The sequence below is a fragment of the Streptomyces sp. GbtcB6 genome, assembly GCF_019091475.1.
Classification (GTDB): Bacteria; Actinomycetota; Actinomycetes; order Streptomycetales; family Streptomycetaceae; genus Streptomyces; species Streptomyces hyaluromycini.
In genome coordinates, this window is the sequence record NZ_JAGXJL010000008.1 from 320,569 (window position 1) to 331,654 (window position 11,086).

The 11,086-nt window shown below is 72.3% G+C and carries 9 protein-coding genes; 5 read left to right on the top strand and 4 right to left on the bottom strand.

All coding sequences use genetic code 11. From position 1 onward, the window contains the following. Positions 1–39 precede the first annotated feature (39 nt). The 3 genes from KVT45_RS16845 (at position 40) to KVT45_RS16855 (ending at position 4,815) form a co-directional block, all read left to right on the top strand. On the top strand, positions 40–873 hold the full coding sequence (locus KVT45_RS16845; protein WP_217548219.1) for a helix-turn-helix transcriptional regulator: 834 nt from the start codon (positions 40–42) through the stop codon (positions 871–873). A gap of 144 nt (positions 874–1,017) precedes the next feature. Further along, complete coding sequence (locus KVT45_RS16850; protein ID WP_217548221.1) at positions 1,018–3,819, top strand: AAA family ATPase; 2,802 nt, start codon at positions 1,018–1,020, stop codon at positions 3,817–3,819. Between the two features lie 204 nt (positions 3,820–4,023). Continuing rightward, a complete protein-coding gene (locus KVT45_RS16855) occupies positions 4,024–4,815 on the top strand; it encodes a trypsin-like serine protease (RefSeq protein ID WP_217548223.1) in 792 nt (263 codons plus the stop codon). A gap of 98 nt (positions 4,816–4,913) precedes the next feature. Here KVT45_RS16855 and dmpI read toward each other — a convergent pair whose 3' ends face one another. Next, positions 4,914–5,096 (bottom strand): 4-oxalocrotonate tautomerase DmpI, encoded by a 183-nt coding sequence (dmpI, locus tag KVT45_RS16860; RefSeq protein WP_123972902.1) that lies wholly within the window; start codon positions 5,094–5,096, stop codon positions 4,914–4,916. A 92-nt stretch (positions 5,097–5,188) separates the two neighbouring features. Beyond that, positions 5,189–6,055: a LysR family transcriptional regulator gene (locus tag KVT45_RS16865; RefSeq protein ID WP_217548225.1), complete on the bottom strand. Its 867-nt coding sequence runs from the start codon at positions 6,053–6,055 to the stop codon at positions 5,189–5,191. Positions 6,056–6,141: 86 nt separating this feature from the next. Here KVT45_RS16865 and KVT45_RS16870 point away from each other — a divergent pair, with 86 nt between their 5' ends. Further along, positions 6,142–6,789, top strand: a complete 648-nt coding sequence (locus tag KVT45_RS16870) for a LysE family translocator (protein WP_217548227.1) — start codon at positions 6,142–6,144, stop codon at positions 6,787–6,789. A gap of 71 nt (positions 6,790–6,860) precedes the next feature. Here the strand turns inward: KVT45_RS16870 and KVT45_RS16875 are convergent, their stop codons facing one another. Continuing rightward, positions 6,861–8,030 carry a winged helix DNA-binding domain-containing protein gene (locus KVT45_RS16875; RefSeq protein WP_217548229.1) on the bottom strand — a complete coding sequence of 390 codons (1,170 nt, stop codon included), beginning with the start codon at positions 8,028–8,030 and terminating at the stop codon, positions 6,861–6,863. A 219-nt stretch (positions 8,031–8,249) separates the two neighbouring features. Here KVT45_RS16875 and KVT45_RS16880 point away from each other — a divergent pair, with 219 nt between their 5' ends. Next, complete coding sequence (locus tag KVT45_RS16880; RefSeq protein WP_217548230.1) at positions 8,250–9,434, top strand: magnesium and cobalt transport protein CorA; 1,185 nt, start codon at positions 8,250–8,252, stop codon at positions 9,432–9,434. Positions 9,435–10,297: 863 nt separating this feature from the next. Here KVT45_RS16880 and KVT45_RS16885 read toward each other — a convergent pair. Beyond that, positions 10,298–11,086 (bottom strand): NAD(P)/FAD-dependent oxidoreductase (locus KVT45_RS16885; protein WP_217548232.1); only part of this gene is annotated, 789 nt, incomplete at its 5' end.

An 11,086-nucleotide genomic window follows, 5' to 3' on the forward strand; every position in this document is an offset into this window, starting at 1 on the left:
TGTGGACAGCACAAGGCCGGGGTCGAAGGGGCAGGACAGGTGGCAGCAGAGGTCGCGGGGGCGGTGGAGATTCGCGGTGCGCTGTCCAGACTCCGGCGCACCACCGGGCTGCCGATCGCCTTCGGCGGGCTGGTCGAGGCGGGCCGGACACAGGTCCGGATCAGTGAACTGACCGGCACCAACACGGCGTCCCTGCGCTCGCTCGCGGTCACCTCCGGGAACGGCCTGGGCGGCAAGGCGGTGGCCCTGGCCCGCCCCTGCGCGGTCATCGACTACTCGGCCTCACGGCGGATCAGCCACGAGTACGACATCCCGGTGGCGGCCGAGGGCCTCCGCTCGGTGCTCGCGGTACCGGTGGTGGTACGGCGCCGGGTGCGGGGCGTGCTGTACGGCGCGCTGCGCACCGCCCAGCCGCTGGGCGACCGCACGCTGGGCGCGGCGGTGGCGGCGGCCCGGGACGTGGAGCAGGCGCTGGTCGTGCAGGACGAGGCCAGGGGGCTGCTGGCGGCGGCGCGGCCGGAACCCGCCGTCGTACCGGATCCGGGGGCCGCCTGGGAGCAGGTGCGGGAGGCTCATGCCGCGCTGCGGGCCCTGGCGCCGCGGATCGCCGACCCGGAGCTGCGCGCCGAACTGCTCGCCGCCTGCGGCCTGTTGACCGCACCGGCACCGGAGGCCGAAGCGGTGCTGGCGCCCCGGGAACTGGATGTGCTGGCGTGGGTGGCGGCCGGGGCGACCAACGCGGCGGTGGCCGAGCGGCTGGGGCTGCGGCCCGAGACGGTCAAGGGCTACCTGCGCTCGGCGATGCGGAAGCTGGGCGCGCACACCCGGGGGGAGGCGGTGTCGGCGGCTCGTCGGACGGGGGTGTTGCCATAGCCGGAGGGGACCCATTCCATTCATGCGGACGCGCTGTGAATTGCCATCTGCCAAGCCCCTGTTATTTCCCTCACCATGCCGTTCGGCCGGATTTCAGGGTTCATTGCCTAGAATTTGGTTTGGACACGACACACGAGGGGAGCGGTGACCGTGCGACGGGACTTCCAGGAGCCTGCCAGATGCCGCCCCGACCTGGTCATCGGCCGGGCGGAGCTGGTCGCGGCCGCCCGGGAGCAGCTCGCCTCAGGCGGCAGCGTCCTCCTGCACGGGCCCGCCGGAATTGGAAAATCCACCGTCCTGCGGGCACTGGACGCGGAATACGCCGGCACCGCCCACACCGTGTTGCGCTGCTCGGCGACCGAGTCCGAATCCCATCTTCCCTTCCTCGCCCTCGCCGACCTCTTCGGCCTGGTCCTCGACGACGTCTCCGCCCACCTGCCCGGCGCCCAGCGCACCGCGCTGGAGTCGGCACTCACCGGCCGCGGCGAGTCCACCCTCCAGCGCGACGGCCTCGCCCTGCGCCTCGCGGTGCTGTCCGCGCTGCGCGTGCTGGCCGCCGAGGGGCCCGTCCTGATCGTCGCCGACGACCTCCAGTGGCTGGATCCGGCCAGCGCCGAACTCCTCGGCTTCGCCGCCCGCCGGCTCGGCGGCACCCCGGTCCAACTGCTGTGCGCGGTCCGCACGGAGGGCCAGGAGTACGACCGTCACCTACGCGCGTCGCCCCCGGACACCGTCGCCGTCCGCCTCGGCCCGCTCACTCGCGGACAGGTCTCCGAACTCCTCGACCACCGCGGCCACACCGGGCTGACCCGTTCCACGGTCCGGGAGATCCACCGCACGAGCGGCGGCAACCCGCTCTTCGCCCTTGAACTCGGCCGCGCCCTCGCCGAGAACGCGACCCCGCCCCGCCCGGGCGAGCCGCTGCCGGTGCCGACCTCGCTGCGCGCCCTGGTGCTCAGCCGCCTCGACATGCTCTCCGTCGAGGCCCGCCGCACCCTGCTGGTGGCCAGCGCCGGCGCCCGCCCCACCCAGGCCCTGCTGCACGCGGCCGGCCGGGAGAACGCCGAGGCCGAGTGCGCCCAGGCGGCCGAACTGGGGCTGCTGGCGACCGAGCCGGAAGGTCCCGCCGTACGCTTCGCGCATCCGCTGATCTCCGCCGCGCTGTACGCGGAGGCGCCCGCGCAGGAGCGCCGAGCCGCGCACGCGGCGCTGTCCACGGCCGCCTCCGACCCGATCGAGCGGGCCCGGCACCTGGCCCTGGCCACCACCGGCACCGACCCGGAGGTCGCCGACCGGCTGGCCGAGGCCGCCACCGAGGCCCGGGACCGGGGCGCGCCCTCGGTGGCCGCGCAGATCGGCCTGCTCGCCGCCCGGCACACCCCCGGCGACCACACGCCCTCCCCGGACGAGCGCCGGCTCCAGGCGGCCGAGGACGCGACCAGCGCGGGCGAGATCGACCTCGCCCAGGACATCGCCCGCGAGGTGCTCACCCACGCCACCCGTCCGGCGGACCGGGTGCGGGCCTGGATCCTGGTGATCGACTCCGCGGGCCACACCATGACCGAGGTCGACGCGGCCTTCCCGCACGCCCTCGCCGACGCCGGCGACGATCCGCGGCTGCTCGGCAAGGTCCACTACCAGCTGGCCTGGCGGGCCCTGATCGTGGGCGGCGACTTCACCGAGGCCCGGCAGGCGGCGGCGCACTCCGCCGACCTCGCGGCCGAGGGCGGCGACCGGCGCACCGAACTCCTCGCGCTGTCCCTCCAGGCCCAGGTCGAGACCCTGATGGGCCATCCGGCGGCACCCGCCACCATCAAGCGCGCCCTGAAGGAGCCCCAGGACCCGAACGTGGCCTGCCACCACAACGGGGCGGGCAGCGCCCGGTTCCGCTGGCTGGTGATGGGCGACCAGCTGGCCGAGGCACGGGCCACCGTCACCGCGCTGCTGCGCGAGGTGCGCCGACGCGGGCAGGTGGAGAGCGAGGTGCACTTCCTGCGCGGGCTCGCCGAGACCGAGCTGCGCTCCGGGCACTGCGGCCGGGCGCTGGACCTGGCCCGGGAGGGCCTGCACCTCGCCCACGACAGCGGGATCGGCGAGACCGCCTCCGCGATGCTCACCTCGCTGGCCGAGGCGTCCGGCGGCGACGTGGACCGGGGCCTGGCGCTGGCCCGGGAGGCGGTGGAGCACGCCGAGCAGGACGGCGACACAATGTACCTGTCCCGGGCCCTGGGCGCTCTCGGATACGCCCAGTTGGTGGCCGGCGACCCGGCGGGCACGGTCCGCTCGCTGCGCCGGGTCCGGGAGCTGGAGCAGAGCCTCGGCATCACCGACCCGGCACGGGGCCGCTGGCAGGGGGACCTCGCCGAGGCACTCGTCCGGGTGGGTGAAGCCGCCGAGGCGCAGGACGTCATCGACGTCACCCGGGAGCACGCGCTCCGGCTCGGCCGGGAGAGCGTGCTCGCCGTACTCGACCGGGCGGAGGCCCTCGTCCGGGCGGCGCACGGGGAACACGACGCGGCCGTCGCCCAGCTGACCTCGGCTCAGGACCGGTTCGCCAAACTGGGCTACGGCCTGGAGGAGGCGCGGGCCGCGTTCGCGCGGGCCGCGCTGCGCGACCGGCGCTCCCCCGCGGCGTTCGACGAGGCCACCAGGCTGTTCCGGCGGTGCCGGGCGCTACCGTGGCTGCGGCAGGTGGACGAGGCCGTCTCGGTGCCGGAACCTCCCGTGGAGGCACCGGCCGAGCCGGCCGTCCTGGACGGGCTGGCCGCGATGGAGCGTCAGGTCGCCGCGCTGGTCATGGAGGGCGCCACCAACCGGGAGATCGCCGCGCGGCTGTTCATCAGCGTCAAGACGGTCGAGGCGACACTGACCCGGGTCTACCGCAAGCTGGGCATCCGATCGCGCGTGGACATAGTCCGTTTGGCGGCAGGGCGACGCGCGAAGTGAGAGCGCTCCCGGTTAACTGAGGCGGACCGAGGGTTTTCCCTCCCCCATCCCCCTAGGGGGTTCCCTCATTGGGAGGGTGGGGTTCCGGGTCCTAGCTTATGGATGTGCCGCTCGCCCGGGCATACGGGGGTCGGTCCCGCGACCCCCGTGCTGCACCCCCCACACCCGCGCGACCCCCACCGGCAACCCCCACTGAGGAGACTCATGTTCGGGCACCACCGCGCAAGAAAGACCGCCGCAGTCCTGGTGGCCACCGCCGCAGCCGCGGCGACCGCGCTGATCGCGTCCCCCACCGCGTCAGCCGCCCCCCAGCCCATCGTCGGCGGCACCACGACCACCACGACCGCGTACCCGTTCATGATGCAGATCACGGACGCGTCCGGCAGCCAGTTCTGCGGCGGCACCCTGGTGTCGGCCACCAAGGTGGTGACCGCCGCGCACTGTATGGAGGGCGAGTCCACCAGCAGCGTCCGCGTGGTCGGCGGCCGCACGTACCTGAACGGCACCAACGGCACGGTGAGCCGGGTCAGCAAGATCTGGATCAACCCGGACTACACGGACGCCACCAACGGCGACGACGTGTCCGTCCTGACGCTCTCGACGGCGATGTCGTACACCCCGGCGTCGTACGTGACGTCCTCCCAGACGAGCGTGTACGCGGCCGGCACCACAGCCCGCATCCTCGGCTGGGGCACCACCTCGGAGAACGGCAGCTCCTCCAACCAGCTGCGGACCGCGACCGTCCCGATCGTGTCCGACACCAGCTGCAAGAGCTCCTACGGTTCGGACTTCGTCCAGACCGACATGGTTTGCGCCGGATACACGTCCGGCGGCACAGACACCTGCCAGGGCGACAGCGGCGGTCCCCTGCTCATCGGGGGCGTCCTGGCAGGGATCACTTCCTGGGGAGAGGGGTGCGCGGAGGCCGGTTACCCGGGTGTCTACACCCGGCTGACCACCTTCTCGAACCTGGTGACCACGCAGGTCAACTCGTAACCAGAAGACCTCCCGAGTATCCCTCGGGTGAGTGACCAGGGGGCGTTGCGGGCTACCACGAGCAGCCCGCAACGCCCCCTATCCACGTCCCGGCCCGGCTACTTGTCGGCGGTGAGTGTGCCCGCCGCGCCCCAGCTGTCGGCCGGGACCTCGTGGATCCAGACCTGCACGGTCTCGGCGGGGATCTTGTACGCGTCGACGAACGCGTCGGTGACGCGCCTGACGAGGTCCCGCTTGAGCTCCGTGTCGCGGGGACCCTGCTGGATGGTGACGATCGGCATCGCTGAACTCCTCCGAGTGGGTGTCCTGTTCGGTGGGTCCAGTCCATCGCACGGGACGTCCGCGACCAAGAAGCAGATCCCGACCGCAGCGATCAGCTCTCGTGATCGTCGCAGGCCAGGAGCAGGGTGGCCAGGTGCGGGGAGGGGCTGACGGCGGGCACGGCAAGGCCCGTCGGCAGGGCCAGGCCCGGAGCACGGAACGGCACGAAGGCCACCCGGGGGCTGTGCAGCACGCGCGCGTGGGACGCGTACACGACCGTCCACAGCGGGCGGGTGCCGATGCTGGCGAGGGTGTCCTGGAGGGAGCCCGGCGACGGTCCGGGCAGCGGCTCGAAGCCGGCGTCGCGGCAGGCGCCGACGACCAGGTCGACGAGGGCGGCGTTGGTGCGGCGCTCGGTGAGCGCGAGGGGCAGACCGGCCAGCTCGTCGACGCCGATCTCGGTGCGGCCGGCGAGGGGGTGGCCGGCGGGGAGCGCGGCCACCAGGGGGTCGGGCCACAGCGGATGGACCCGTACGCCGGGCACGGGCTCGGCGGCCCGGACGAAGGCCGCGTCCAGGCCGCCGCCCGCGACCCGGGCGAGGCGTTCGGCGGCCGGCAACGAGAAGAGCTCGACGGGCACGTCCGGCGCGCGGCGCGCGAACGCCGCCAGCACCCGGTCCAGGTGTGCACCGAGCCCCGTACTCGTGCCGACCCTCAGCCCGGCCGGCGGGGCGACCGCGGCCCGGGCCCGCTCGGCCGCCGCCAGCACCGCCCGTGCCTCGGGCAGCAGCCGCTCCCCCGCGCCGGTGAGCCGGACCCGGCGCGGCGAGCGGTCGAACAGGTCGGCGCCCAGTTCCCGTTCAAGGCGCTGTATCTGCTGGCTGACGGCCGACTGCACGATGTGCAGCCGGTCGGCGGCCCGCCCGAAGTGCAGTTCCTCGGCGACGGCGACGAAGTAGCTGAGCTGCCGCAGTTCCATGGTCCCGACTCTAGAGCCCGGTCCGAACAGGCTGTTTCAATGGGCTCCGTACGGGTGGCTCGGGAGGGGTGTTGCAGGTGCTGCACATGGTGTCGACGGACCGGGTCCTGGCGTTCGCCGCGATGTCACTGCTGGTCATCGCGATCCCGGGACCGAGCGTGCTGTTCGTGATCGGCCGGGCGCTCGCCCACGGCCGCCGCACCGCCGTGGCCACCGCGGTCGGCAACGTCTTCGGCTCGTATCTGCTGGTGGTGGCGGTCGCGGTCGGCATCGGCTCGCTGGTGGAGCGCTCGGTGACGGTGTACCTGACGGTCAAGCTGCTGGGCGCGGCCTACCTGGTGTACCTGGGCGTCCAGGCCGTCCGGCACCGCAAGGAGCTGACGGCCGCCGCGGTCCGGCGGGCCCCGGCGGGCGAACCGCGCGGCGATCTGCGCACGGTCCTGGACGGTGTCCTGGTGGGGGCCACGAACCCCAAGGGCGTGGTCTTCTTCGCCGCCGTCCTCCCCCAGTTCGTCGACCACTCGGCGGGCCATGTCCCCGTTCAGATGCTGCTGCTCGGCCTGGTCCCGATCTCCATCGGCCTGGTCACGGACACGCTGTGGGGCCTGACGGCGTCCGCGGCCCGCACCTGGTTCGCCCGGTCCGACCGCCGCCTGTCGCTGATCGGCGGCGCGGGCGGCGTGACGATGATCGGGCTGGGCGTGACGGTGGCGGTGACGGGCCGGGCGGACTGAACGCGCGCCGACGGAAGCCGCTCACCGGCCCGGGGGCGTTCACCGGCCGGGGCTTTCACCGGCCGGGGCTTTCACCCGCCCGCTTGGGGTACGACGGCTCGGGGTACGACGGCTTGGGGTACGGCGGCTTGGGGTGCGACGGCCCCGAAGCGGATGTCGTAGGACGCACCGGGGTGCAGGGTGGCCAGCATCCGTGCGCCCTCCGCCATGATCGCGTCCCGCTCCCCCGCCCGGCTCCTCTGCCCGAAGGTCTCGATGACCAGGGCGTCCTCCGTCAGCTTCCACACGCCGGCCAGGAAACCGTCGACGAGCAGGGTGCGGTAGGCCTGGTTGCCCTGCCAGGCGCGGCCCCGGAGCCCGGGCGGGACGACGCGGGTGCGGTCGGCGTGCGAGAGCAGAAGGTTGTCGAACTCCGGGAGGAAGCGTGGCGGGGCGGGGGTATCGGGGTCGGGGCGGGGCGCGTCGGGCAGGTCGAAGAGCTCGGCGCCGCCCTCGTCGCGGAAGGTGAGGAGGCGGGGCCGCAGCCGTTCGAAGGCCTCGCGGAGCCGGGTCAGTCCGGCCCAGGTCTGCATGTCCTTGACGGAGGCCGGGCCGAAGGCGGCGAGGTATCGCAGGACCGTGGCGTCAGCGGCGTCAGCGGTCGGCGCCGACTCGACGGGGCGGCCGAGCCAGTGCTCGGCGGTGGTGAGGGCGACCTGCCCGGACCGGCCCCACAGTCCGCGCGGGGTGACCTGGACGAGGGGCAGGGTGCAGCGGGCGGCGACGGCGAGGGACTGCGGGTCGGCGTCGGGCCACTCGGCGCGCAGCGCCTCGCGCAGCCCGGCCATGGTGCGCGGCTCGGCCTCGACCAGATCCCGGGCGAGCGCGGCGAGCCGGTCCAGGTCGACACCGGCCAGGCCCTTGCGGAAGGCGGTCAGCTCCCGGGTCCGGGCGGGCTGGACGAGCGGGCGCAGGGTGAGCGCGTCGGCGGCGGTGTGGGTGTGGATGGTCGACCGCAGGGTGACGATCCGGACCACCTCCCGGTCGGCCATCAGGCTGGACAGCTGCTCGGGGGCGAAGCCGTCGAGGCGGGCGGCGAGGGCGTAGTACGGCGGCTTGACGTTCTGCGCCTGGAGGCCGACGAGGTGGGCCACGGCCTCCTTCGCCGACCGGGACGAGCGGCGCAGCAGGAGCTGACGGTCGAGGGTGGCCCGGTTGAGGGCGCGGGTACCGAGGACCGGGGCGGGCGGCTGCTTCGTCATACCGGGCACGCTAACGCCGAATGCGGACAGCTTCTGTCCGCTCCTGTCCGCACCTCTCACCGAATCCCGTCCTCGATTCCCTCCGCCGGGCCCGTATGCCCCGTATATCCTGCTCCGAGACTCACCGATCACGCGTAATCACCTGGACCACGCGGATCACACCGATCACGCAGATCGCACAGATCACGCCGATGCAGGCTCCACCGAGAGGCGGCCGCGATGTCAGAGCGACGCCCCAGCCCGGCCTCGAAGAACTCCTCGAACGGCAGGAACGGCCGAGGTACCAGAAGGTCCGTCTGGCGCCGCGCCCTGCCGCCGGAGCATGACGACACGGCCGGGCTGCCGGGGCCCGGGCCCGCATCGGCCGCGGAGCCCGGCGAGCCGCCGAGCATCGTGGAGGCGGCGCTGTACAGCGACGGAGTGCGCGTGTCGACACCGTCGACCCTCGCGGAGACGTACCGCGAACTGCGCGACACGCCCTCGAGCATGGCGTGGATCGGCCTGGCCCGTCCCACCTCGGACGAACTCCTTTCCCTGGCCTCCGAGTTCGACCTGCACCCGCTCGCGGTCGAGGACGCGATGGAGGCACACCAGCGCCCGAAGCTGGAGCGGTACGGCGACACCCTCTTCGTCGTCCTGAGCGCCGCCCGCTATCTGGACACACCGGAGGAGGTCGACTTCGGCGAGCTGCACGTGTTCGTCGGCCCGGACTTCGTGATCACGGTCCGGCACGGCGCGGCCCCGGACCTCTCGGCGGTCCGCCGCCGCATGGAGGACTCCCCCGACCTCCTCAAGCTCGGCCCGGAGGCGGTCCTCTACGCGATACTCGACGCGGTGGTCGACGGCTACGCCCCGGTCGTGGAGGGCGTCCAGAACGACATCGACGAGATCGAGACGGAGGTCTTCCGCGGCGACCCGTCGGTGTCCCGCCGCATCTACGAACTCTCCCGCGAGATGGTCGAGTTCCAGCGCGCGACCCGCCCCCTCGTCGGCATGCTGCACGGCCTGATGGCCGGCTTCACCAAGTACGAGACCGACGAGGAACTCCAGCGCTACCTCCGCGACGTAGCCGACCACGTCACCCACATCAGCGAACGCGTGGACGGCTTCCGCCAGGCCCTCACGGAAATCCTCACGGTCAACGCGACCCTGGTCACCCAGCAACAGAACGCGGAAATGCGAGCGTTGGCGGAGGCGGGCTTCGAACAGAACGAGGAGATCAAGAAGATCTCGTCGTGGGCGGCGATTCTGTTTGCTCCCACACTCGTCGGCACCATCTACGGCATGAACTTCTCCCACATGCCCGAGCTGCACTGGGGGTTCGGATACCCCTTCGCGATCGGCTTGATGGGGGTTGTATGCGCCAGTTTGTACGTGATTTTCAAGCGACGGGACTGGCTCTAGAGGTCGAGCCCTCGCCCACGCGAAGTTTCCGCTGTTTGCTCTCGCACCTCCCCAAAGCGGGGCCCCGACCGGCTCTGGGGAGCCTCTGGGGAGAAGTGATGCGGATGATCTCCTCGCCCTCACAAAACCACGCCTCTGACCTGGCCTTTTGGGCGCCTGCCGACGCTGGGGAGAATCCGGGGAGAATCGAATACCACTCCCCACCTTCCGCCAGGCGCAACGAACCCGCCAGGTCTCCCCGTTCCCCGGCTTACGCCGAGTTGATCACCCCTGCGACATGTCGCAGAGAGTGACACAAATACCCAGCCCGGCGCCCATACGGTGAGACGGACGCGCAGAAATGACCTTTGGCTTCTTCACATGATGCGTCATCAGAAACACGTCACACAGAGCTGGGGCAGGAAAAATGCCAGGTCAGAGGCCACTATTGAGCTCCTCGGGCGAGTCCTCAGGACCTCAGAGCGTCAAATGAGCGTAAACGGTCGACGTACGCTACTCCGTCGACGAGGGCCGTCGGTGTCCACGAGATCTTCGCTTCCGGCGACCGGGAAGACGTCGTCCGTCGGCCGGGGGTCTCGACGGCCCTGCTCCGAGGCTGACGCCCCGAGCAAGTTCACCGTCCACACTCCGAACTGCGCGTTCGTCACCCTCGGAGCCGCCGAAGTCGCCATCCGCGCGCGAGTGGTCGGCAGCGCGGCACGAGGACATGCGGCGACCGTCAACGACCGCCCCGGTGTCATCTCTCCTCGGGAGGCATCGCGGCGGCGGTGGCAGGCGCCCGGTACGAGGTGTCCGTCCAGTTGCCGACACGGTCCTTCGGGTATCGACAGAGGTGAATCCCCCGGCGGCGGCCGAGGGACGTGTCAGTCGCCGGCGAGTGCCTCGTGGACGGAGGAGACTGCGCCGGCGCCATCGCCGACGGCGGTGGCCACTCTTTTCGTCGAGCCCGCACGGAGGTCGGCGACCGCGAAGACCCGGGGTGCGCTGGTCTGAAACGGCAGGGCCGTACCGAGCGGCTCGGCAGGCAGGCGGCTGTCCGTGAGGACGAAGCCGTTGTGGTCCTTGGCCACGCCGCCCACGCAGCCCGACACCGGGTCGGCGCCGATGAAGCAGAACAGGGCGCGGCAAGCCAGCCGGTCCTGCCGCCCGTCGGACCTCTCGGCCACGATCGACGCGAGGGTGTCGTCGCCGTCCACTTCGCGGATCGTGCTGCTCGTGTGGACCTGGATCCGCGCATGCGCTCGGATCCGGTCGGTCAGGTAGGACGACATCCGGGCTCCGAGATCGGCGCCGCGGACGATCAGATCCACCGTCGCACCACGGGCGGCGAGGGACAGGGCCGCTTGCCCGGCCGAGTTGGCGCCGCCGACGACCGTCACCGGCTGGTCTTCATAGCCTCGGACGTCCAGCTCGGTCGCGGCATACCGGACGCAACCGGACTTCTCGAAAGTCGTCCATTGCGGCAGGTCGAGGTGCCGGTACTGCGCCCCGGTCGCGGCGATCACCGCGCGGCACTGAATGCGTGTGCCGTCCTCCAGCAGAACGGCCGGCCGTCGCTCCTCGGAGAGGTCCAGGCCGGCCACCGCGCAGGGCGCGTGGATCCGTACACCGAACTTGAGCGCCTGGTCCATCGCCAGACGGGTCAGGCTTTC

What these genes read in the sequence shown, in the direction of transcription:
- KVT45_RS16870 (WP_217548227.1), top strand. Translation starts at nt 6,142, where the DNA reads ATGGTGTCGACGGACCGGGTCCTGGCGTTCGCCGCGATGTCACTGCTG.
- KVT45_RS16865 (WP_217548225.1), bottom strand. Translation starts at nt 6,055, where the DNA reads ATGGAACTGCGGCAGCTCAGCTACTTCGTCGCCGTCGCCGAGGAACTG.
- KVT45_RS16855 (WP_217548223.1), top strand. Translation starts at nt 4,024, where the DNA reads ATGTTCGGGCACCACCGCGCAAGAAAGACCGCCGCAGTCCTGGTGGCC.
- KVT45_RS16875 (WP_217548229.1), bottom strand. Translation starts at nt 8,030, where the DNA reads ATGACGAAGCAGCCGCCCGCCCCGGTCCTCGGTACCCGCGCCCTCAAC.
- dmpI (WP_123972902.1), bottom strand. Translation starts at nt 5,096, where the DNA reads ATGCCGATCGTCACCATCCAGCAGGGTCCCCGCGACACGGAGCTCAAG.
- KVT45_RS16880 (WP_217548230.1), top strand. Translation starts at nt 8,250, where the DNA reads ATGTCAGAGCGACGCCCCAGCCCGGCCTCGAAGAACTCCTCGAACGGC.